The following is a 17986-nucleotide window of genomic DNA, read 5'->3' as shown; positions in this document are numbered from 1 at the left end:
CGCGCTGATCCGGACTCGTATTACGCCGTTGTACAGCCCGTTTCCGGATATCAGCTCTCCGGCACGGTAGCGAGCACCGGGGCATGCCCACATGTCCTGGAACGCACGGACATTGTTCAGGTGCGCAGAATCGGAAAACCGGCAATGATATCCGCGATGACCACTGCCGAATCGGAGACGACGAGTGCGATCGAGCCGCACGAGCGGGTCGATTACTGGGCTCATCTGATCAGCTCGTACCAGTGCACCCTGGGCTACCGGTTTCCGACCTCCGCGGATTTCCGCGGCCGGACCTCGCTGCGGCGTACCGAGTCGTATCAACTGGTCGGCTGGGAATCCGACGCCGTCACCTATTTCCGGAGTCCGCGGCTCATCCGCGCCGACCCCGACTCCGACTATCGGTTGCTCGTGCCGATCACCGGCACCCTGACCTTCCGCCACGGCGACGACACCGGTGCGTTGCCGCCCGGCAGTGCGTGCCTGGTCTCCACCGACGAGCCCTTCGAGATGTCGATGTGCGAGGGCTCGCACGGGCTCATCGTCACCATTGCGCGCGAGGACATCCGGCATCGTCTCAACCGCCGGGAGCCGCCACCGCGGCCGCTGAATCTGAGCACCGGAATCGGCGGGGTAGCGGGAGCGGTGGCCGCCACCCTGTACACCGAGCGCGCCGCGCTCACCGACCACCAATTCGACACCGTCGCAGAACAATTGGTGGATCTGCTGTGCATGCAGATTCTCGGGGAGACGCCGAGCGCGCCCGCCCAGCTGGCGCAGGTGGAGGTGAGCGCCCGGCGCTACATCCGCACGCACGCGGGCGACCCGCAGCTCACGGGCGCGCGCGTCGCGGCGGCTCTCGGCTGGTCGCTGCGTCAGCTGCAACTGGCCTTCAGTCAGGCCGGTACCACGCCGAGCGAGGTCATTCGGGAGCAGCGCCTGCAGATCGCCCGCGACCGCCTGCGCAATCCGGCCTATCGGCAGCGCAGCGTCGCCGATATCGGTGCGGATCTGGGATTCGGTTCGGCCAGTAGTTTCACCAAGGCGTTCCGCCGCCGCTTCGACACCACTCCCGGTCAGCTGCGCGGCTGAACGCGCGAGCCGTCCGCGGGAATGCGAACGGCCCGCCTCCGTGCATGGGGTCGGGGGCGGGCCGGCGGTTGCGGAGCGCGGCTCAGTTGAAGATGCCGCCGCCTTGGGTGGCGGACCCGGCCGACCCCGTCACGAACAGGTTCATGATGTTGGTGAAGACGCTGTTCGAGTTCACTGTGCCGGCGGAGTTGGAGTCGATCAGGGCGATAAAGGCGTTCATGAACTGCTTCCTCGTGCATCATGGGTCCGCGGACCCGGTGGGTTGTCCTGCCGTGCTCAGCGCAGTGGAATGAAGCTTAACCAAAATCCGGCAAATCTGAACCACCTTCTTTTCGGATTTTTCGGACACCCCGCCGGACCGGTGGGGCGGCGTGCTGTGGACAGGTTTCCTCGTACAGAGTAAAAAAGTGGAACACGTTTCAATTCTGTGCGCGACGGGAGACGCAATGGACCACGCTGCCATGGGCGAGCTGGTGATGGCCGGATTTCAGAAGCTGGGATTCATCCAGTTCGCGGGGGTGGAAGGGGTGGAATATCTGCCCGGTCGCAACGTGGTGAGCATGGCGCCGAAGCCGGAACACCTCAATCACAACGGTGACGTGCATGCCGCCATTCTGTTCGGCCTGGCCGAAACGGCCGCGATGGGCGCCTCGATTTCCGGCATCGTCGATCTGATGGGGGAGACGTTCATCGTCGCGCGCGACGGCCGGATCGAATATCTCGCGCGGGCCAACGGCGAGGCGGGCCCGTTCCGTGCCACCTCTGAATTGACCGCGGCGGAACTGGAACAGGCCCGCGCCGATATCGCCGCGCAGCAGCCGGTGGAACTGGCGATGCCGGTCGACATCACCGACAGCACCGGTAAGTCGGTCGCCGCGGCCACGTTCACCGCGGTAATCCGGCCGCGGCGCAAATAAGCGGGTGGCGAACGGGTTTCAGCGCTCGCTGTCCAACATGGCCATCTGCGGAGCGGCGTAGCGGTCACCGGCGACCGCCTCGGCGGGTGCCGCTGCCTCGATCGCGGCGAGCTCCGATTCCGAGAGCCGAATCTGCAGTGCGGCAACGGCTTCAGCCCAGCGATCCACGCGGCGCGCGCCGATCAGCGGAACGATATCGGCGCCCCGGGACAGCACCCAGGCGATCGCCAGTTGTGCCACACTCACGCCGTGCCGGTCGCCGATCTCCGCCAGTGCCGAGACCAGCCGGAGATTGGCGGTGAGATTCTCACCCTGGAATCGCGGGCTGTGTGCGCGGAAATCGTCGGGGGCGAAGGTCTGGTTCGCGCGCAGGGAATCGCTCAGCAATCCGCGGGAGAGCACCCCGTAAGCGGTGATCCCGATACCGAGTTCCCGTGCCGTCGGCAGGATTTCGCGTTCGATGCCCCGGGTGATGAGCGCGTACTCGATCTGCAGATCGACGATCGGCGCCACCGCCGCCGCGCGCCGCAGGGTCTGCGCGCCGACCTCGGACAATCCGATGTGGCGCACATAGCCGGCCTGCACCATCTCCGCGATCGCCCCCACGGTGTCCTCGATCGGCACCGCCGGATCCAGCCGGGCGGGACGGTAGATGTCGACGTAGTCGACTCCCAGCCGCTGCAGCGAATAGTGCAGGAAGTTGCGCATCGCCTCCGGTCGCGTGTCGACGCCGCCGAAGCTGCCGTCCGGACCGCGCAGCGCACCGAATTTCACGCTCAGCTGGTAGTCTTCGCGCGGGCGCTCGGCGAGGGCACGGTGGATCAGCATCTCGTTGTGGCCGGCGCCGTAGAAGTCGCCGGTGTCGACGAGGGTGGCGCCGGAGTCGAGGGCGGCGTGGATGGTGGCGATGGATTCGGCCTCGTCGGATGCCCCGTAGGCGCCCGACATCCCCATCGCGCCCAGACCGATGCGTCCGACCTTCGGACCCGTCTCACCCAGTCGTGTCTGCTCGATAGTCTGTGTCTGCTCCGTAGTCATGGTGGAATCCTGCGCCTCGATCCGCCGCCTCGGCAGAGATCGTTTATCGGGGGATCGGCGATCCCTGGCTGTGGGCGCTCGCGCGGGGCACAGTGGAGTGATGAATCGCGAGGAACTGGCCGATTTCCTGCGGCGGCGGCGCGAGCAACTCCAGCCCGCCGATGTGGGGCTGCTGCCCGGCACCCGCCGCCGGACGCCCGGCCTGCGTCGCGACGAGGTCGCCCTGCTCGCCGGGATGTCCACCGATTACTACACCCGCCTCGAACAGTCGCGGGGCCCGCGGCCCTCCGTGCAGGTTCTCGGCGCGCTCGCCCGCGCGCTGCGGCTCAGCGACGACGAGCGCGACCATCTCTACCACCTGTGCGGGCATGCGGCGCCGCATCGAGGCGGCGGCGACCGCCACGTCGGACCCGGGCTGCTCTACCTCCTGGACAAGCTGGAGGACACGCCCGCCTGCGTGGTATCGGATCTCGGCGAAATCCTCGCCCAGAACCGCATGCACATCAACATGATGGGTGACCACACCCGCTTCACCGGTATGGACCGCTACCTGCTGTGGCGCTGGTTCACCGATAGGACCGGCCGGGAGACGTTTCCCGACGCCGACTGGGACCGGCTGACCCGCCGGCACGTGGCCGATCTGCGCGCGACCGCGGCGCGGCGGGCGGGCGACGCCGATGTCACCGAACTGGTGACGAAGCTGCGGGCGGTCAGTCCGGAATTCGAACGGCTGTGGTCGGCGCACGAGGTCGCGGTCCGGATCAGCGATGCCAAGCGGATCCGGCATCCGCAGGTCGGGCTGCTCGACCTGGTCTGCGAAACGCTGGTCACGCCGAATGCGGCGCAGCATCTGCTGGTCTACTATCCGCGTCCTGGAACCGACGCCAAGGAGCGGCTGGAACTGTTGCGCGTCATCGGAACCCAGTCCATGACCGACGAGACCGGTTCGGGCAGTACGGTTTTCGACCGGAGCTGATCAGCGGGGCGAGAACGCGCGGCGGGTGCGCGGGCGCAGCCGCAGATTGGGCAGCGGCGGCGCCGGAATGCGTTGCCGTGGAGTATGTCCCGCGACATCGCCGAAGCGCTCGGTGTCGTGTTTCTCCCACGCGGTGCGGGCGGCGTCGATCTCGTCATGGCTGCGGCCGACGAAATTCCACCACATCACCAGATCCTCGCCGAAGGGCGCGCCGCCGATCAGCACCACTCGCGCACCGGATTCGCTGCGCAGCCGCAATTCGGCGCGGTCGCTGCCGAGATACAGCAGCGGACCGGGTTCGGCGAGTACGTCGTCGATGCGCACCTCGCCCGACATCACCAGCACCGCATGTTCGAATTCCGGGGCCAGCGGCAGATGCGCGTCCGCGCCCCGGCCGACGGTGATGTCCGCGCCGACGATCGGGGAGTAGGTGATCGCCGGTGAGCGCACCTCACCGAGCGAGCCGATGAGCACGGTCGCGCGCAGTCCCGGCCGGGCCAGCACCGGCAACTCGCGATGCTGTTCGAAATGCGGTGCGATATCGCGGTGCGCCTCCGGCAGGGCGATCCAGAACTGCAGGCCCTGCCCGGCGGGCGCGCCGGGCACGGTGTACTCCGAATGCGCGATGCCGCGCCCGGAGGTCATCAGGTTCAGCTGGCCGGGCTCGATCTCCACATCGGATCCGACGCTGTCGCGATGGCGGATCCGGCCGTCGAACGGCCAGGTCACCGTCTGCAATCCGATATGCGGATGGGGGTCGATATCCGGCGGCAGCCGATGCGAGGTCTCGGTCGAACCGAAATGGTCGAGGAAACACCAGGCGCCGACGGTCGGCAGATCACGCTGAGGCAGTACCCGCATCACCGTGACGCCGCGCACGCCGCCCAGTGGCACCTCCCGCGCGGGATAGGAATCCGCCCGCGGACCGGGCGCCGGCGACGATTCGCACAGCGCCTCGGCGGGATTCGCCTCGAGATCGCTCATCGGCCACCTCCGGTCCGGGGTCACCGCTGATGCCGGGCGCGGTTACCGCTGAATGCCTTTGCCCACTACGTGAGCATCGTAGTCCGGGTGCTTGTCGAGCCAGCTCTTGATGAACGAACAGCGGGGCACGATCGCACGGCCGCGGTCGATCGCGTCCGTGATCGCGTGCTGTGCCAGCGTGCCGGCCAGGCCCTTCCCGCTGAACTCCGAATCCACCTCGGTGTGGATGAAGGTGGTGTCCTCGCCGTTGTCGCGATATTCGGCGAATCCGGCGAGTTTGTCGCCGTACCACACCTCGTAGCGGTGCTGCGCGTCGTTGCGGACGACTGCTGCGGTCGCGGCCTGATCGATCATCGGGTTACTCCTTCCGTTCCCGCACCGGATGCCTGCTCATGATCGACACGCGATTGAACGCGCCGATGGTCGTCGCGACCCAGACGATCACCGAAACCTGTTCGTCCGACAGCTGTTTCCGCGCATGGGCGTACACACGTTGCAGGGTGTCCTCATCGGGCAACGTGGCGGTCGTCTCGGCGAGTGCGAGGGCGGCGCATTCGGACGGGGTGAACAACTCGGTACGCCGCCAGGCCGGCAACACGTCGAGCTGCTGTCGGGTCACGCCGGCCTTCAGTGCGGCCTGGGAGTGCAGGTCCAGGCAGTACGCGCAGCCGTTGATCTGCGAGACGCGCACGTTGACCAGCTCGACCAGGGAACGGTCGAGACCGGCGGCCGCGGCCGCGGTGCGGACGGCCAGTGCGACGCTGTTGAGCGCACGGAAGGGCTCGGGACTCTGTTTGTCGATCCAGATGCGGGCATCGGCGGCGGGGGTTTGCATAGCGGAGGCATCCTAACCGTGCGCTGCGTCACCATGCGCGGGATGTATGCGACGTCACGCGAGTTCAGATTTGTTGCATGGCAGCCACTCTGCCCTCGTAGAGACCGATCTTGCGGTCCAGCACGGCGAGTGTGCTGTGCAGGTCCTCGATCTGAGCGAGCACGCCCTCGCGGGTTCTGCGGAACATCTCCAGCCGTTCCGGGGTGGTCTCGTCGCCGGCCCGCACCAGTTCGGCGTAGTGGACCATATCGGCGACCGACATCCCGGTGGTGCGCAGGCAGCCGATCAGATGCAGCCAGTTCAGATCGCGATCGCTGAAGCGGCGCTTACCGCTGGAATCGCGGCCGATGTAGTCCATCAGGCCGATTCGCTCGTACCAGCGCAGTGTGTCGCGGGTGAGGCCGGACTTCTCCGCGGCATCGCCGATCGAATACTTGGGGCGCTCGTAGTCCTCGGTGTGCTCGAGGGGATTCGCCGTGGTTGCCGTCATCGCCACTCGCCTTCCTGACCCGCTTCCCGACCCGCGGGCCTGCGATTCGACAGTACCGACCTGGAGTGCACTCCATGCAAGCCCGAGCGCATCGCCCGGGCTCGGCCCGGCCGGGGTTCAGCCCCGCTGCGGCAGTTCCTGCACGGCCCACCTGTTGCCGTCGGGATCGGCGAAATAGGTGAACAGGCCCCAGCCCTCGTCCTTGACCTGCGTGGCCTCCACGCCCGCGGCCACCAGCTGCCGGTAGGCCTGCTCGGCGCTGGCCACCACCATCTGCATACCGACCACGCTGCCCGGCGCGGCATCGGTGATGCCCCGGCCGATGCAGATCGAACAGCCCGAACCCGGCGGGGTCAGCTGCACGAACCGGATGTCGTCGGTCGGGCTGGCGTCGTGATCGGCGTTGAATCCGATGCTCGTGTAGAAGTCCTTCGCCCGGTCGACGTCGGTGACCGGGATGGCGACGAGTTCGATTTTCCAATCCATGTGAGGAGCATCTCATCGACCACCGACAATCCGGGTTGCCGGACAATTCGGGCGCAACCAGCGCCGAGCACCTACTCTGAGTACATGGCCAAGGAAATCGATCGGGTCCGGGCGCGGTCGGCGCTGGAGACGGTCAAGGAAAGCCCGTTCATCGCTCTCGTCGCGGCGGTCCCGGTGATCGTCGTTCTGGGCGTCGTCTGGGCGCTGACGAACTGGTTCGTCGCGTTGCTGGTGCTCGTGCTGCTCGGCGCGGTCGTCGTGGTGCGCGGCAAATTCCTACGCTGACAAGCCTTTTCGCGAACAGCGCGTCAGCGCGGCACGTGGAACCGGACCAATTCACCGGTGCCGGGGTCCGCGCCTGACCACGGCCGGTCGAATTCCAGCACCGCCAGTGCGGAGGTCGGGAATTTGCGGCTGAGCTCTTCGGCCGGCAGCGACGCGCGATTGGCCGCCAGTTCCCATGCCGTCCACGGCATCCCCGGCGAGTGCCCGATCAGCAGCAGCGTCTGCACGTCGTCGCCGGTGAGCTGGATCAATTCGATCAGCGTGTGTGGGGTGGCCTCGTAGATCGAATGCTCGTACACGACCGGCGCGTCGACGCCGGTCGCGGCCAGCGTCTCGCGGGTTCGTACCGCGTCCGAACAGCACACCGCGTCGATTTCCGGCTGGGTCTCGCGCAGCCAGGTTCCGGCCAGTGCCGCCTCGCGCCGCCCCCGCGGCGCCAGCGGCCGATCGTGGTCGTCGACACCCGGCGGATATGCGGATTTACCGTGTCGCATCAGGATCAGCGTCCGCGCCATGAGCAATACCGTAGCGCCGTAGAAAGTAAACGGTGTTATCTAAAACGCGCTACCTGGCGAGAGATGTAACTCACTCTCGAGGCACACTGAAGGTAGTGTCACAGCGGGGGCCGACCGGCAACCGGTGTGATGCACGCCCTGTCCAAACCCGGGTGGGGACGTCCCATGATGTTTCGAGGATCTGCGAGATATGGCCTACGTGATCACGCAGCGTTGTTGCAACGACGCCAGCTGCGTTCCCGAGTGCCCGGTCGATTGCATTCGTCCCACTCCGGAGCAACCCGAGTTCGCGACGACCGAGCAGCTGTACATCGACCCCGACACCTGTATCGACTGTGGTGCGTGTGTGGATGCCTGCCCGGTGGAGGCCATCTTCTCCGAGGACGATCTGACCGCGTCGCTGGCTCGTTTCCGCGATATCAACGCCGCCTACTTCCAACGGCACCCGCTGGAGTCGAATTTCGACCCGCTGGTGACCCCGGCGCGCCCGCCCAAGGAGCTGGGCACGCTGCGAGTGGCGATCGTGGGCGCCGGACCGGCGGCCTGCTACGCCGCCGACGAGCTGCTGCGCCGCGCCGATGTCGAGGTCGAGATGTTCGACCGGCTGCCCACCCCCTGGGGTCTGGTGCGCGCCGGTGTGGCCCCGGATCATCCGGGCACCAAGTCGGTGTCTGCCATGTTCGAGAGCGCGTTCCGGCGTGACACCCTGCAGTACCGGCTCAATGTCGAGGTGGGCAAACATATTTCGCACGAGGAGCTGGCCGCCCATCACCACGCGGTGATCTACGCCGTCGGCGCGTCGGCCGACCGCCGCTTGGACGTGCCCGGTGAGGATCTGCCCGGCAGCCATTCGGCGACCGAGTTCGTGGCCTGGTACAACGGCCACCCGGATTACGCCGAGCGCAGCTTCGATCTGTCCGGTGAGCGCGTGGTGATCGTGGGTAACGGCAACGTCGCCCTCGACGTCGCACGCGTGCTGACGCTGTCGCCCGACGAGCTGGCCACCACCGATATCGCCGACCACGCCCTGGACGCGCTGCGGTCGAGCACTATCCGTGAGGTCGTGGTGCTGGGCCGGCGCGGCCCGCTCCAGGCCGCCTACACCTCGGCGGAATTCCTGGCGCTGGGACATCTGAAGGGCGTCGATGTGATCATCGACCCGGCCGAGCTGGAGTTGGATCCGGCCAGCCAGGCGCTGCTCGACGATGCCGATATCGAGCCCTCGCTGCGGCTGAAGTACGAACTGGCCCAGGAATACGCGGCCAAGGCCCCGAATCCGGACAACAAGCGCATCGTGTTCCGCTACCTGGCCTCACCGACCGAGATCCGCGGTGACGGTCACGTCGCCGAGCTCGAGTTCGTGCACAACGAACTGGTCTCCGAGGACGGGCGCGTGGTGGCGCGGGCCTCGGATCGGCGTGAGACGCTGCCGGCGTCGATGGTGTTGCGGTCCATCGGCTATCGCGGTGTTCCCATCGCGGATCTGCCGTTCGACGAGCGCGCCGGGATCGTGCCCAACGAGCACGGCCGCGTGGTCGCCGACGGCGCCCACGTCACCGGCGTCTATGTTTCGGGCTGGATCAAGCGCGGTCCGCGGGGCGTGATCGGTTCCAACCGCGTCGATGCCACCGAAACCGTGGAACAGTTGCTCGAGGATTTCACCTCCGGCAAACTGGCTGCCCCGCAAGGAGATCGGGCCGCGCTCGAGGCCCTGCTCGCCCAGCGTCAGCCCGACGCCGTCGGCCGCGACGGCTGGAAGGCCATCGACGCGGCCGAGAAGAGCGCCGGCAAGTCCGGCGGAAGGCCGCGGGTTAAGTTCACCACCATCGAGGATCTGCTCAAAGCCGCACGCGGCTGAACGCGGGCTCTTCCGGACCCTCCCCGGTGAGGGTCCGGAAGTCGGCGGGGCTCCTTCGCGAACTCTCCGCTATCCGCACTCAGGTCGGTAGCGCGCCGATCCGCACGGTGGTGGTGATGGTGCCGCCGACCATGAACCACAGCCGCAGCACCGGCTGGCCGTTGCGGTCGCCGGGCTCGTAGCGGCTGCGCACGCTGATGTGCTGGCGGGCCAGCACCGGCGCGACATATTCGATCACCGCGCGATGCGGACCGGCCACCAATTTCGGATAGTCCACCAGGAAGTGCTCGACCGCCTGCCAGTACATGGCGTTGTTGACGTGGTTGAACTGGTCGATATCGGTCGCGCGCACCGGAAACGTCAGATCGGTGTCCGATTCCGGCGGCACCGCATCGGTCAGCCACGGCCGCCAGCGCAGCCGATGTTCGTCGGTGGTGCGCGCCAGATGCGCCAATCCCTGGTCGCTGATCCGGGTCGGCATATTCGTCGACTCGTTGATATTGATCCAGAAGCCCTCGGTCTCGATCAGGCCGCCGCTGTCACTGGTGATCCGCACCCGCATATTCGTCCACCGGGTCGACATCGCCGAACACCAGCGCCGCAACTGCACCCGATCCGGCCAGACGATCGGACGCACCACGTCGATCACGGTGCGGCGCACGATCCACGCCGGGTCGGTGCGGTGGAAGAACGTGGTGTGCAACTCTTCCCACGCGATGTCTTGCAAATATCGAGCCACGGCGTCGAGCCGCAGCCGGCTGTAGGGATCTACATCGCCAGCCCGGATGGGCCACGCCGAGGCGAAGCCCATGCCCTCCTGGGGAAGCGGGGCGAGTGGCTGATCGAGTGACACTGGTGCTCCTCGCGCTGCACGGTGTGCCGCGTACTTCATGCGGTGCTTCTTGTGACATGACTTTACGGGGCGCAGGTCACACTGTTACGCCGAGATGGCTCTACTCACACGTAGCAAATGTCCAGTTGTGTCGCGGCGTCCGGTGTTTGCGGCCGCCGATCAGTAGCCGACGTAGCCGCCACCACCGGAGACCGCGGAAACGCCCGGCACATTGTCGAGCGAACCGTAGCGGTCGATCGAGTAGCGCGTGGCGGCCACGATGTTGTCGACCGGGTTCCAGATATCGGTGTGGCCCGGGGCCGCGTGGGCGTTGAAGGTGCTGTCGATGCACTGCATCAGACCCTTCGACGGGTGACCGGCCGCCGCGTTGCTGTCCCAGTTGTTGATCGCGTTCGGATCGCCACCGGATTCGTGCTCGATGATGAGCGCGATGGCGTTCTCGTCGATCGATTCCGGGGGGTAGCCCATCTCGATCAGGACCTGTTTGGCCTGGGCGATCCACTGCTGCACATCGCCGGACGGATGGGCGGTCGGCGGCGGGCCGCTGGTCGGGCCGTTGTAGCTGCCGCCGCCATAGCTGCCGCCGCTGTAGGAACTGGTGCCGCCGCCGTGGTGAGAGTTGCCCATCAGGCTGGAGGACGCCGGGCTGCCCGAATGGCTCGCGACCGGTGTGGCGGCCGGGGTGGCAGGCGGCGCCGCCGCGGCGGGTGCGGTGGGAGCGGGTGGCGCGGGAGGTGCGGCGCCCGCGCCGGTGACGGGATCGCCGAGTCCGGCGAACGCGGCATCGACCGGGGCCTTCGCGCTGTTGAGGGCCGTGATCGCCGAATCCGCGACCGTCTGCGCATTCTTCAGGGCGTTGACGATCGCCCATTCGTGCGTGGCGGCGTCCGTCTTGATCTCTGTGGTCTTCGCCGTGTACTCGATGTCGTTGAGTTTGTCGCGGTGCTGGTCGAGCCAGTCGAGCCGCTTCTGCGGATTCACCGTGCCGTCGGGATTCACGTCGAACGCCGGCATCAGGCTGGGGGCGGGTACGAAGGTCGCCTGATCACGCATCTGTAGCACCGCGAGTTTGGCGTTCTTCAGATTCTCGACCTGTTGGTTCAGTGCCGTCTGCAACCCCGGAACCGCCTGGCTCACCGTCGAAGCCCGGCTCTTCTCCACCTGCATCCGGCCGTCGGCGGCCTGTGCGGCGCCACCGCCCCATTTCTGGTCCTGACCGAGTTTCTGCGTGCTGTTCACGGCGGCGACGACGGCCTGATCGAGGTCACCGGAGAGTTTGCCGACGGCGGTCGCGGCGGTGCCCAGCTTGTCCGGGTCCCATTGCTCGACGTCGGGGATGGTCAATGCCGCGCCGCTCATGCGCGGATGCCGATCTTGTTCAGATCGTCGCGCAACTGCTGGTCGGTATCGATGATGACCTTGCCGGCCTGCTCGACGGTGTCGGCGATATGCGTTACGCGCGAACCGATTCGCTTCAACGCGTTCTCGACCGAATCCTTGGCGCCGTTGCAGGCCGCGTCCCAGCCCGTCCCCGGAAGCGCACCGGCGGCGCCGGCCAGCCCGGAATCGAGTTTGCCGATGGCATCGGACTCGTCGCGCAGGGTTTTCGCGAAACTTTGCAGGGCCGCGGGATCGATCTTCATCGCGTTCGCGGGTGGATCGTTGGGACCGGCCATGAGAAATCCCCCTCTTCGCTCAGTTCAGCGGGCCCAAGCGTAGCAAATCGGGGACCTGTGGACAGGGGTGTGCGAAGACCGGTTAACTTGTGGGAAAGCAGCAGCGGACAGAGAGGTCGTTTCATGCGCGCAGCCCAGGTGAGCAAGCTCGAGGGGCCCGAATCCATCGAGGTCGTCGACATCCCCGAACCGGCGGAATTCCCCGGTGGAGTGGTGATCGACGTCCATGCCGCGGGGGTGGCGTTCCCGGATGTGCTGATGACCCGGGGGCTCTATCAGATGAAACCCGAACTGCCGTTCGTGGTCGGCGGCGAGGTGGCCGGGGTCGTGCGCTCGGCGCCCGAGGATGCGCGGGTCCGGGCGGGCGACCGGGTGGTGGCGCTGACCATGCTGGGTAACGCGGTCGCCGAAACCGCCGTGACCGCCAAGGAAATGGTGTTCCGGCTGCCGGACAACATTTCCCTCGAAGCGGGTGCGGGAATTCTGTTCAACGATCTGACCGTGCACTTCTGCCTGCGCAACCGGGGCCGGCTGGCCGAGGGGGAGACCGTGCTCGTGCACGGCGCCGCCGGCGGCATCGGCACCTCCACCCTGCGCATGGCGAAGGCGCTGGGCGCGGGCCGGGTGATCGCCGTGGTGAGTACCGAGGAGAAGGCCGAGGTCGCGCGCGCCAACGGCGCCTCCGATGTGGTACTCACCGACGGCTGGCTGGCCGCGGTGAAGGAGCTGACCGGTGGGCGAGGTGTCGACATCGTGCTCGATCCGGTCGGCGGCGACCGGTTCACCGACAGCATCCGCTCGCTGGCTTCGGCCGGACGGTTGCTCGTGGTCGGCTTCACCGCGGGCGAAATCCCCACCGTGAAGGTGAATCGCTTGCTGCTCAAGAACGTCGAGGTGATCGGCGCCGCCTGGGGTGAATGGGTGATGACCCATCCGGGCTATCTGCAGGAGCAGTGGGACGAGGTCGCGCCGCTGCTGGAATCCGGCAAGATCGCGGCGCCGCAGCCCGTGCTGTACCCGCTGACGGAGACCGCGGCCGCCGTCGCCGCGCTCGACAACCGTTCGGCGAAGGGCAAAGTCGTCGTCACCGTGCGCTGAGCGGCCCTCGTCCGGCAGGCGTTCGATGTCGGTGCCGGGTCGTAGGGTGAGCGCATCATGAAACTGTCCGATCGGATTCTGAATCGCACCCTGCTGGCCCGGCAGCACCTGCTGCGGCGGTCGCCGGTGCCGGTCCCGCAGCTGTGTGAACATCTGGTCGGGCTGCAGGCCCAGGACGTGACGCCGCCGTACGTCGGGTTGTGGAGCCGGATCAGCGATTTCGACCCGGCGGTGGTCTCGGCCGGACTCGAGAATCGTTCGCTGGTGCGAATCACGTTGATGCGCGCCACGATTCACCTGGTGACGGCGGCGGATGCGCTGCGCATCGCGCCGCATATCCAGCCGGAGCTGGAGAAGATCCCGTTCCGCAAGGGCTTCTTCTACGGCGCGATGGTCGGCCTCGATCCCGAGGAGGTCCGCGCCCGGGGCGAGAAGGTGCTGGGGGCGCAGCCGATGTCGTCGGCAGAGCTGCGAGTCCGCGCCGTCGAGGAATATCCCGATCGCGAGCCCACGGCCGTGACGCAGACCTGGCTCTATCAGCTCCCCGTGCTGCAGACCCCGCCGCGCGGGCTGTGGCGGAACAACAGCCGACCGGTGTGGTCGCGCATCGAACCGTGGCTGGACGCGTCCCTCGACCAGGCATATCCGGTGCAGGAGTTGGTCGTTCGCTATCTGCGCGCCTTCGGCCCCGCGACCACGATGGATGTGCAGACCTGGTCGCGGCTGCTCGGTATCAAGGAAATACTGGCGGCACTGGGCGACCGGGTGCGCACCTACACCGACGAGCGCGGCCGCGTCCTCTACGACGCCGCCGACGCCGAACTCGCCGATCCCGATCTGCCCGCACCTGTCCGGCTGCTGGGCTGGTACGACAACGTCCTGCTGTCGCATCGGGATCGCAGCCGGATCATTCCCGGGAACGCTCCGCTGCCCCTGCAACATATGGCCGCGCAGGTGTGTCCGGTGCTCATCGACGGGTTTCTGGCCGGCATCTACAAAATCGTCACCGACAAGTCGGCGGCACGGTTGCGCATCGCCCCGAGCCGGGAATGGTCGGCGCGGGAAGCGGCCGAGGTCGAAGCGGAAGCCCGCGGCCTGTTGAATTTTCTGGAACCGAGCCTGCGGCCCGAAGTCGACATCCTCGCGCCGGGGGCGAATCTCAAAACCGGGAAGTAGCCACGCGCCGCCGGTGCGGGCTCAGGTCGTCGAATTCCGGTATGCCGGAGCCTTACTCGTCCCCGCCGGAGTGAGCGTGCGCAGCAGCGGCAGCGTGCGCTGGGCGACCACCGTGGACAGCACGATCACACTGTGCGACCGCACCACCGCGGCGCTGCGGTCGATACTCAGCAGCACCGCCTGCAGGCCCGCATGCGAATCGGCGCCGATGCGGCACAGGACATCGCTGGTACCGGTGGTCGCATAGGCCTCGAGCACGCCGGGTATGGCTTCCAGATCGGTGGTCACCGCGTCCAGGGCGCCCTGAGCGATCTCCAGACTCACGAAGGCCTGCACGTCGAATCCGGCGGCGGTGACGTCGACCTGCGGATCGTAGGAAGCGATGACCCCGGCCTCCTCCATGCGCGCGATGCGCGACTGTACGGTCGCCCGGGCCACCCGCGTGCGTCGCGACAGTTCGAGGACGCCCGCCTTCTGGTACTGGTGCATGGCGGTGAGGATCGCCAGATCCAGTTCGTCCAGTTTGGCGTGGGTGCGCGTCATCGTCGTCTCCTGTGTTCGGCCCGGCGGCCCACGGTGCACGGCCGGGGCGCAGCTATTCAAATTGTCCAGCACTCGACGGTCTGTGGTGACCAATTGAGCCAGGGTGTCTACTCGAAATCCTCGATATTGCCCAGAACCTCGACGCGGAGATTATCTGGAGACATGACGATCGAGGACCTCTCCCGCACCACCCGGCCCGCGGTGCCGGGCGATGCGGAGCTGCGCCGGCTGGTCGGTCTGGTCGACCATGATCCCGGCGCCGATCCGTTCCCCGTCCTGGGGTGGGACGCGCTGGTGTGGGTGGTCGGCAACGCGACCCAGTTCACGCACTATCTGCAGGCGTTCGGGATGGCGCTGGAGGCATATTCCGGACCGGAGACCGGCAATCGCGACCACAAGTCCTACGTATTGCGCAGCGGCAGTGCGCGATTCGTGGTGTGCGGGGCGGTGGATCCGGCCAGTCCGCTGGTCACCCACCACGACCGGCACGGCGACGGCGTCGTCGACATCGCGCTCGAGGTGCCCGATGTGGACCGCTGCATCGCCCACGCCCGGCGCCACGGCGCGCGGATCCTGGTCGAGCCGCACGACACGTCGGACGAATTCGGCACGGTCCGCACGGCTGCCCTGGCCACCTACGGCGAGACCCGCCACACCCTCGTGGACCGGTCGCGCTATCACGGTCCGTATCTGCCGGGATATATCGCGCGCCGCTCGGGGTATCAGCCGCGGGCGGCGCATCGGCTGTTTCAGGCCGTGGACCATGTCGTGGGCAATGTGGAGCTCGGGCGGATGGACGAGTGGGTGGAGTTCTATCGCCGCGTCATGGGCTTCACCGATATGGCGGAATTCGTCGGCGACGATATCGCGACCGAATATTCGGCGCTGATGAGCAAGGTTGTGGCCAACGGCAACCACCGCGTGAAGTTCCCGTTGAACGAACCGGCGGCCGGGCGCAAACGCTCACAGATCGACGAATATCTGGAGTTCTACGGCGGCCCCGGCGTCCAGCACATCGCCCTGGCCACCGGCGACATCCTGAGCACCGTCGACGCTCTGCGCCGCGAAGGCATCGAATTCCTCGACACCCCGGACACCTATTACGAGGATCCCGAACTGCGCGCCCGCATCGGCCACGTCCGGGTGCCGGTGCGGCACCTGCAGTCGCGCGGCATCCTCGTCGACCGCGACGAGGACGGCTACCTGCTGCAGATCTTCTGCAAACCCCTCACCGACCGCCCGACCGTATTCTTCGAATTGATCGAGCGGCACGGCTCGCTCGGCTTCGGAAAGGGGAATTTCCGGGCCCTGTTCGAGGCGATCGAGCGGGAGCAGCACGCGCGCGGGAATTTGTGACCGGGCGTCCTCAGCGGGCTGCGGAATCCGGTCCGAGTGCGTGCATGCGCTGCGAGATCGCGAACATCGCCGGCCGGCCCAGCAGGCAACTGCCCGCCAGCAGCACGCTGATCACGGCCGAGGTGATCGGATCTTTGGCCAGCATCATCCGCTCGTCGCCGTAGCCGGGTCGGCGCAGCGGACAGCACCTGCGCCGCCGATAACATAGAGTGCCCATCATGCGATTGACGGCGGCGATTGTCACCGGGACGGCTCTCGCGGCGCTGCTGGCGGGCTGCGGGTCGGGGGATGATTCGGGCAGCGACTCTCCGTCGGTTCGCCCGCCCGCGAAGGTGGCGGCGCTGGGTCCGTTCGTGGGGGAGTGCGGGCATGTCACCGATGACGAGGTCCGGAATCTGGGTGGGCTCGGTCAGATCTCGCAGGTGTTCAAGAATTCGGTCGGCTGCAATTGGCAGGCGGGCGGAATCGGCGGTCCGAGTGTGACGTTCGCGTCGTATCGGGGCAGTCCGATCGGACGGGAGAAGGCGTGGGTCACCGCGCAGGGCCGCAATCCGGAGTCGATCGAGGTCGGCGGGCATCAGGGTTTCCAGGACGCGAGTCCGGACGGCACCATCTGTGATTTCGCCGTGCAACTGGGCGACGACTTCTTCGAATGGTCGACCTCGGCCGGCGCGTTCGGGCAGGTGTCGGCGACGCCGTGCGACAAGAACCGCAAACTGGCCGAACTGACCGTGCAGCGTCTGAAGTGAGGGCGGCTGAAATGAGCAACGGCATGCGTGACCAGGGCCGTGTCCGGCGCGGTGTGCGGGCGGGCGGGATCGCGGTCCTCGCGCTCGCGATCGGGGTGACGGTCGGCGGCTGCGGCCGCACGGTTTCCGGGACCGCGTTGCCGGCGGGTAGCGGCGGCGGGGTCAACATGAACTTCGACAAGTTGCTGCGCGAATGCGAGGTCGTCAAGCAGGACGACATCGCCAAGGCGACCGGCGCCCAGGACGCGCAGGGTTCGTTCAACGGCGCGGTGTGCATGTGGGATCTGTCGGGTACGCCCGGCGGTGACGGTATGGCCACGCTGAACTGGTACGAGATGGGTTCGCTGCCGAACGAGAAGGCCAACAACGACCGGCTCGGCTACACCACCACGGATGTGAACGTGCAGGGCCGGCGCTCGCTGCAGGTCCAGCGGCCGGGCGATCCGGATTCGTGCGGCGTGATGGCGCCGGCCGCGGACACCGGCATCATCGGCTGGTGGGTGAATTACCGGCCGGGTGGTCATCCGGATCCGTGTGCCGGGGCGAAGAAGCTGGCCGAGTTGACCCTGAATCTGGCGCGCTGAGGCGAGCGCCACCCCGGATGCGCCGGTCGGCGGACCTCGAGAGATAGTGAAATCGCATAGTCGGTGGTGGGCCGGGGCCTGCGGACCCCACTTTTGCCCCCCGCCGCGCCGACGGGTATCGTGGATCGCTGTGCCCGGAAGCGTGCGGGCAGGTTTGTGCGTAGAACGTAAGCCAGCGAGAGCGGCCGACCGTTTCAGCGTGCCCGGAAAAGTAGGCATGTACTGCGCGCGACACGCCCGACCTCGGGGCGCGTGGAAACGCGATCCGGGCAAGTGGTGACAGCTCTATGACGGCGGCGTGAACTCCGGGAAATCGGGGCAGCGCCGCCGACAAACAGACATCGAAGAGTTCCAGACACCTGGTTACTGAATAAGGAAAGCCGGTATATGCCAACCATCAACCAGCTGGTCCGCAAGGGTCGTCGCGACAAGGTCGCCAAGACCAAGACTGCGGCCCTGAAGGGGAGCCCGCAGCGTC

At 67.1% G+C, this 17986-nt stretch carries 23 protein-coding genes and 1 pseudogene; 11 read left to right on the top strand and 13 right to left on the bottom strand.

The window, feature by feature from the left end:
- The first annotated feature begins 156 nt into the window (after window positions 1–156).
- Window positions 157–1089 (top strand): AraC family transcriptional regulator, encoded by a 933-nt coding sequence (locus IRT45_RS31720; RefSeq protein WP_194809479.1) that lies wholly within the window; start codon window positions 157–159, stop codon window positions 1087–1089.
- 82 nt (window positions 1090–1171) lie between these two features.
- On the opposite strand, the gene IRT45_RS31715 is transcribed toward IRT45_RS31720, so the two are convergent.
- Entirely contained in the window at window positions 1172–1309 is a 138-nt protein-coding gene (locus IRT45_RS31715; protein WP_156055745.1) for a hypothetical protein, read from the bottom strand.
- 226 nt (window positions 1310–1535) lie between these two features.
- Here IRT45_RS31715 and IRT45_RS31710 point away from each other — a divergent pair, with 226 nt between their 5' ends.
- On the top strand, window positions 1536–2006 hold the full coding sequence (locus IRT45_RS31710) for a PaaI family thioesterase (protein ID WP_194809478.1): 471 nt from the start codon (window positions 1536–1538) through the stop codon (window positions 2004–2006).
- 18 nt (window positions 2007–2024) lie between these two features.
- Here the strand turns inward: IRT45_RS31710 and IRT45_RS31705 are convergent, their stop codons facing one another.
- A complete protein-coding gene (locus tag IRT45_RS31705; protein WP_194809477.1) occupies window positions 2025–3044 on the bottom strand; it encodes an aldo/keto reductase in 1020 nt (339 codons plus the stop codon).
- 100 nt (window positions 3045–3144) lie between these two features.
- On the opposite strand from IRT45_RS31705, the gene IRT45_RS31700 reads away from it, so the two are divergent.
- On the top strand, window positions 3145–4020 hold the full coding sequence (locus IRT45_RS31700; protein ID WP_194809476.1) for a helix-turn-helix transcriptional regulator: 876 nt from the start codon (window positions 3145–3147) through the stop codon (window positions 4018–4020).
- On the opposite strand, the gene IRT45_RS31695 is transcribed toward IRT45_RS31700, so the two are convergent.
- From IRT45_RS31695 to IRT45_RS31675, 5 genes are all read right to left on the bottom strand, one after another.
- Complete coding sequence (locus IRT45_RS31695) at window positions 4021–5004, bottom strand: pirin family protein (RefSeq protein WP_194809475.1); 984 nt, start codon at window positions 5002–5004, stop codon at window positions 4021–4023. It abuts the gene before it with no gap.
- A gap of 42 nt (window positions 5005–5046) precedes the next feature.
- A complete protein-coding gene (locus IRT45_RS31690; protein WP_062995998.1) occupies window positions 5047–5358 on the bottom strand; it encodes a GNAT family N-acetyltransferase in 312 nt (103 codons plus the stop codon).
- Between the two features lie 4 nt (window positions 5359–5362).
- Complete coding sequence (locus IRT45_RS31685) at window positions 5363–5839, bottom strand: carboxymuconolactone decarboxylase family protein (protein ID WP_194809474.1); 477 nt, start codon at window positions 5837–5839, stop codon at window positions 5363–5365.
- A gap of 64 nt (window positions 5840–5903) precedes the next feature.
- A complete protein-coding gene (locus tag IRT45_RS31680; protein WP_194809473.1) occupies window positions 5904–6329 on the bottom strand; it encodes a MerR family transcriptional regulator in 426 nt (141 codons plus the stop codon).
- A gap of 117 nt (window positions 6330–6446) precedes the next feature.
- A complete protein-coding gene (locus IRT45_RS31675; RefSeq protein WP_194809472.1) occupies window positions 6447–6815 on the bottom strand; it encodes a VOC family protein in 369 nt (122 codons plus the stop codon).
- 84 nt (window positions 6816–6899) lie between these two features.
- On the opposite strand from IRT45_RS31675, the gene IRT45_RS31670 reads away from it, so the two are divergent.
- Window positions 6900–7100, top strand: a complete 201-nt coding sequence (locus IRT45_RS31670; RefSeq protein WP_030517105.1) for a hypothetical protein — start codon at window positions 6900–6902, stop codon at window positions 7098–7100.
- A gap of 23 nt (window positions 7101–7123) precedes the next feature.
- Here the strand turns inward: IRT45_RS31670 and IRT45_RS31665 are convergent, their stop codons facing one another.
- Window positions 7124–7615, bottom strand: coding sequence for a histidine phosphatase family protein (locus IRT45_RS31665; RefSeq protein ID WP_194809471.1), 492 nt, complete (start codon window positions 7613–7615; stop codon window positions 7124–7126).
- A gap of 190 nt (window positions 7616–7805) precedes the next feature.
- Here IRT45_RS31665 and IRT45_RS31660 point away from each other — a divergent pair, with 190 nt between their 5' ends.
- Complete coding sequence (locus IRT45_RS31660) at window positions 7806–9473, top strand: FAD-dependent oxidoreductase (RefSeq protein ID WP_194809470.1); 1668 nt, start codon at window positions 7806–7808, stop codon at window positions 9471–9473.
- A 79-nt stretch (window positions 9474–9552) separates the two neighbouring features.
- Here IRT45_RS31660 and IRT45_RS31655 read toward each other — a convergent pair whose 3' ends face one another.
- From IRT45_RS31655 to IRT45_RS31645, 3 genes are all read right to left on the bottom strand, one after another.
- The gene (locus IRT45_RS31655; RefSeq protein WP_036505825.1) at window positions 9553–10326 is read right to left on the bottom strand and encodes an acyl-[acyl-carrier-protein] thioesterase; all 774 of its coding nucleotides are present in this window, start codon (window positions 10324–10326) and stop codon (window positions 9553–9555) included.
- 159 nt (window positions 10327–10485) lie between these two features.
- Window positions 10486–11685: a transglycosylase SLT domain-containing protein gene (locus tag IRT45_RS37665; protein WP_194809469.1), complete on the bottom strand. Its 1200-nt coding sequence runs from the start codon at window positions 11683–11685 to the stop codon at window positions 10486–10488.
- Window positions 11682–12002 carry a hypothetical protein gene (locus tag IRT45_RS31645; protein ID WP_051025181.1) on the bottom strand — a complete coding sequence of 107 codons (321 nt, stop codon included), beginning with the start codon at window positions 12000–12002 and terminating at the stop codon, window positions 11682–11684. Before IRT45_RS31645 ends, IRT45_RS37665 begins: the two co-directional genes overlap by 4 nt.
- A gap of 123 nt (window positions 12003–12125) precedes the next feature.
- Here IRT45_RS31645 and IRT45_RS31640 point away from each other — a divergent pair, with 123 nt between their 5' ends.
- Window positions 12126–13100, top strand: coding sequence for an NADPH:quinone oxidoreductase family protein (locus tag IRT45_RS31640; RefSeq protein WP_194809468.1), 975 nt, complete (start codon window positions 12126–12128; stop codon window positions 13098–13100).
- A gap of 57 nt (window positions 13101–13157) precedes the next feature.
- Window positions 13158–14276 (top strand): winged helix DNA-binding domain-containing protein, encoded by a 1119-nt coding sequence (locus IRT45_RS31635; protein WP_194809467.1) that lies wholly within the window; start codon window positions 13158–13160, stop codon window positions 14274–14276.
- A 21-nt stretch (window positions 14277–14297) separates the two neighbouring features.
- Here IRT45_RS31635 and IRT45_RS31630 read toward each other — a convergent pair whose 3' ends face one another.
- Window positions 14298–14819 carry an Lrp/AsnC family transcriptional regulator gene (locus IRT45_RS31630; RefSeq protein ID WP_194809466.1) on the bottom strand — a complete coding sequence of 174 codons (522 nt, stop codon included), beginning with the start codon at window positions 14817–14819 and terminating at the stop codon, window positions 14298–14300.
- A gap of 162 nt (window positions 14820–14981) precedes the next feature.
- On the opposite strand from IRT45_RS31630, the gene hppD reads away from it, so the two are divergent.
- A complete protein-coding gene (gene hppD / locus IRT45_RS31625; RefSeq protein ID WP_194809465.1) occupies window positions 14982–16175 on the top strand; it encodes a 4-hydroxyphenylpyruvate dioxygenase in 1194 nt (397 codons plus the stop codon).
- Between the two features lie 10 nt (window positions 16176–16185).
- Here hppD and IRT45_RS31620 read toward each other — a convergent pair whose 3' ends face one another.
- Entirely contained in the window at window positions 16186–16395 is a 210-nt protein-coding gene (locus tag IRT45_RS31620) for a hypothetical protein (protein ID WP_194809464.1), read from the bottom strand.
- On the opposite strand from IRT45_RS31620, the gene IRT45_RS31615 reads away from it, so the two are divergent.
- The 3 genes and pseudogenes from IRT45_RS31615 to IRT45_RS31605 form a co-directional block, all read left to right on the top strand.
- The gene (locus IRT45_RS31615; protein ID WP_194809463.1) at window positions 16394–16924 is read left to right on the top strand and encodes a DUF3558 domain-containing protein; all 531 of its coding nucleotides are present in this window, start codon (window positions 16394–16396) and stop codon (window positions 16922–16924) included. The two genes, IRT45_RS31620 and IRT45_RS31615, sit on opposite strands and share 2 nt — an antisense overlap.
- An 11-nt stretch (window positions 16925–16935) precedes the next feature.
- Window positions 16936–17508 (top strand): DUF3558 domain-containing protein, encoded by a 573-nt coding sequence (locus IRT45_RS31610; RefSeq protein ID WP_228535660.1) that lies wholly within the window; start codon window positions 16936–16938, stop codon window positions 17506–17508.
- 387 nt (window positions 17509–17895) lie between these two features.
- A pseudogene (locus tag IRT45_RS31605) lies at window positions 17896–17986 on the top strand (30S ribosomal protein S12); the annotation flags it as partial.

The organism is Nocardia sp. BSTN01, from assembly GCF_015354405.1.
Lineage (GTDB): Bacteria > Actinomycetota > Actinomycetes > Mycobacteriales > Mycobacteriaceae > Nocardia.
This window is presented reverse-complemented; position numbering and strand designations above follow the sequence as displayed.

Coding starts and splice junctions, on each gene's coding strand:
- IRT45_RS31720 (WP_194809479.1), top strand. CDS start 157: ATGACCACTGCCGAATCGGAGACGACGAGTGCGATCGAGCCGCACGAG.
- IRT45_RS31715 (WP_156055745.1), bottom strand. CDS start 1,309: ATGAACGCCTTTATCGCCCTGATCGACTCCAACTCCGCCGGCACAGTG.
- IRT45_RS31710 (WP_194809478.1), top strand. CDS start 1,536: ATGGACCACGCTGCCATGGGCGAGCTGGTGATGGCCGGATTTCAGAAG.
- IRT45_RS31705 (WP_194809477.1), bottom strand. CDS start 3,044: ATGACTACGGAGCAGACACAGACTATCGAGCAGACACGACTGGGTGAG.
- IRT45_RS31700 (WP_194809476.1), top strand. CDS start 3,145: ATGAATCGCGAGGAACTGGCCGATTTCCTGCGGCGGCGGCGCGAGCAA.
- IRT45_RS31695 (WP_194809475.1), bottom strand. CDS start 5,004: ATGAGCGATCTCGAGGCGAATCCCGCCGAGGCGCTGTGCGAATCGTCG.
- IRT45_RS31690 (WP_062995998.1), bottom strand. CDS start 5,358: ATGATCGATCAGGCCGCGACCGCAGCAGTCGTCCGCAACGACGCGCAG.
- IRT45_RS31685 (WP_194809474.1), bottom strand. CDS start 5,839: ATGCAAACCCCCGCCGCCGATGCCCGCATCTGGATCGACAAACAGAGT.
- IRT45_RS31680 (WP_194809473.1), bottom strand. CDS start 6,329: ATGACGGCAACCACGGCGAATCCCCTCGAGCACACCGAGGACTACGAG.
- IRT45_RS31675 (WP_194809472.1), bottom strand. CDS start 6,815: ATGGATTGGAAAATCGAACTCGTCGCCATCCCGGTCACCGACGTCGAC.
- IRT45_RS31670 (WP_030517105.1), top strand. CDS start 6,900: ATGGCCAAGGAAATCGATCGGGTCCGGGCGCGGTCGGCGCTGGAGACG.
- IRT45_RS31665 (WP_194809471.1), bottom strand. CDS start 7,615: ATGGCGCGGACGCTGATCCTGATGCGACACGGTAAATCCGCATATCCG.
- IRT45_RS31660 (WP_194809470.1), top strand. CDS start 7,806: ATGGCCTACGTGATCACGCAGCGTTGTTGCAACGACGCCAGCTGCGTT.
- IRT45_RS37665 (WP_194809469.1), bottom strand. CDS start 11,685: ATGAGCGGCGCGGCATTGACCATCCCCGACGTCGAGCAATGGGACCCG.
- IRT45_RS31645 (WP_051025181.1), bottom strand. CDS start 12,002: ATGGCCGGTCCCAACGATCCACCCGCGAACGCGATGAAGATCGATCCC.
- IRT45_RS31640 (WP_194809468.1), top strand. CDS start 12,126: ATGCGCGCAGCCCAGGTGAGCAAGCTCGAGGGGCCCGAATCCATCGAG.
- IRT45_RS31635 (WP_194809467.1), top strand. CDS start 13,158: ATGAAACTGTCCGATCGGATTCTGAATCGCACCCTGCTGGCCCGGCAG.
- IRT45_RS31630 (WP_194809466.1), bottom strand. CDS start 14,819: ATGACGCGCACCCACGCCAAACTGGACGAACTGGATCTGGCGATCCTC.
- hppD (WP_194809465.1), top strand. CDS start 14,982: ATGACGATCGAGGACCTCTCCCGCACCACCCGGCCCGCGGTGCCGGGC.
- IRT45_RS31615 (WP_194809463.1), top strand. CDS start 16,394: ATGCGATTGACGGCGGCGATTGTCACCGGGACGGCTCTCGCGGCGCTG.
- IRT45_RS31620 (WP_194809464.1), bottom strand. CDS start 16,395: ATGATGGGCACTCTATGTTATCGGCGGCGCAGGTGCTGTCCGCTGCGC.
- IRT45_RS31610 (WP_228535660.1), top strand. CDS start 16,936: ATGAGCAACGGCATGCGTGACCAGGGCCGTGTCCGGCGCGGTGTGCGG.